Raw genomic sequence first — 1,982 nt, forward strand, 5'->3', positions numbered from 1 at the left:
GTCAAAAATGTTGAACGCTTCAATAACCTGACCACTGGAACCGGTAATGATAGTATTACCTTTACGGGGAGTTTTAATGAAACCATTGCTACCGGAGAGGGAGATGATACGATTAACGGGGGACGAGGACAAGATAACGTCAATGGTGGGGACGGAAACGACCTATTAATTGTCAACTACTCCAGTAACACCTACGCGGGGACAACCACCTTTCCCGCAGGAATAGGTAGCAGTATTTTTGAGAGTGGTGGGGCTTGGAGTGGTTCTTTTAGTGCCTATACTAATAGCAGTGGTAATTCTGACTCCGTTTCCTTCTCTAATATAGAAAGGTTTCAAATTACTGGGACTAATGCTAATGACTACTTTGACCGAGGGGGTTATGGAGTATTTAACATTGATGGGGGAACAGGTACAGACACCATCGGGACTTTAGACCTTAGCAGTTTCACCACCAATTTAACCATTGATAACAGTGGGGGAACCTTCACTGAAAGTAATGGCAATGTGGTCAAAAATGTTGAACGCTTCAATAACCTGACCACTGGAACCGGTAATGATAGTATTACCTTTACGGGGAGTTTTAATGAAACCATTGCTACCGGAGAGGGAGATGATACGATTAACGGGGGACGAGGACAAGATAACGTAGATGGTGGGGATGGAAATGACCTATTAATTGTCAACTACTCCAGTAACACCTACGCGGGTACAACCCCCTATCCAGCAGGAATAAGTAGCAGTATCTATCTAAGTAGTGGGGATTGGAGTGGTTCTTTTAGTGCCTATACTAATAGCAGTGGTAATTCTGACTACCTTTCCTTCTCTAATATAGAAAGGTTTCAAATTACCGGGACTAATGCTAACGACTACTTTGACCGAGGGGGTTATGGAGTATTTAACATTGATGGGGGAACAGGTACAGACACCATCGGCACTTTAGATTTTAGTAGTTTCACCACCAATTTAACCATTGATAACAGTGGGGGAACCTTCACTGAAAGTAATGGCAATGTGGTCAAAAATGTTGAACGCTTCAATAACCTGACCACTGGAACCGGTAATGATAGTATTAGCTTTACGGGGAGTTTTAATGAAACCATTGCTACCGGAGAGGGAAATGATACTATTAGTGCGGCCCGAGGACAAGATAACGTCAATGGTGGGGAAGGAAATGACCTATTAATTGTCAACTACTCCAGTAACACCTACGCGGGGACAACCACCTTTCCAGCAGGAATAACTAGCAGTTAGACTTAATGCTGTTTGATTATTGATAACCGCAATCAGTTCATCTGGTTCGGTTCCGGGTTTGTTGATGTAGAGTTTAGTATTAGAACCATCAACCGTTAACAGATAGTCACTACTTGCACCTCGTAGTTGAATTGTATCATCAGTGGTGTTAAAGTCGGCAATTGTCGCGTAGTCGCTAGTACCCGCATTAGTTGTATTACCGTCATCGTAACCAATCCAAGTTGCGTCACCAAGGATAAATCTATCACTTCCTGCTCCTCCTGTTAAAGAATCAATTTCTCCTTTTCCTGGGGTGCTACTGTTAGGGTTAACCCCTGTGATGATGTCATTACCTCCCCCGGTGGTGATGGTGTCATTAGCATTAGTCCCAGTAATTTGAAACCTTTCTATATTAGAGAAGGAAACGGAGTCAGAATTACCACTGTTATTAGTATAGGCACTAAAAGAACCACTCCAGGCACCACCACTCTCAAAAATACTGCTACTTATTCCTGCTGGAAAGGTGGTTGTCCCCGCGTAGGTGTTACTGGAGTAGTCAATAATTAATAGGTCATTTTCGTCCCCACCATTTATGTTGTTCCCACCATTGACGTTATCTTGTCCTCGTCCCCCGTTAATCGTATCATTTCCGTCTCCGGTAGCAATGGTTTCATTAAAACTCCCCGTAAAGCTAATACTATCATTACCGGTTCCAGTAGTCAGGTTATTGAAGCGTTCAACATTTTTGACCA

At 43.0% G+C, this 1,982-nt stretch carries 1 protein-coding gene and 1 pseudogene; one reads left to right on the forward strand and one right to left on the reverse strand.

Features of this window, described 5'->3' with window-relative positions; all coding sequences use genetic code 11:
* Positions 1-1,251: pseudogene (locus O9290_RS06230) on the forward strand (hypothetical protein); the annotation flags it as partial.
* Here the strand turns inward: O9290_RS06230 and O9290_RS06235 are convergent.
* A partial coding sequence (locus O9290_RS06235) for a calcium-binding protein (RefSeq protein ID WP_502846448.1) occupies positions 1,180-1,982 on the reverse strand: 803 nt, incomplete at its 5' end. The pseudogene O9290_RS06230 and the gene O9290_RS06235 overlap by 72 nt on opposite strands.

Source organism: Microcystis sp. LE19-41.2A (assembly GCF_027530405.1).
In the GTDB taxonomy this organism is placed as follows: domain Bacteria; phylum Cyanobacteriota; class Cyanobacteriia; order Cyanobacteriales; family Microcystaceae; genus Microcystis; species Microcystis aeruginosa.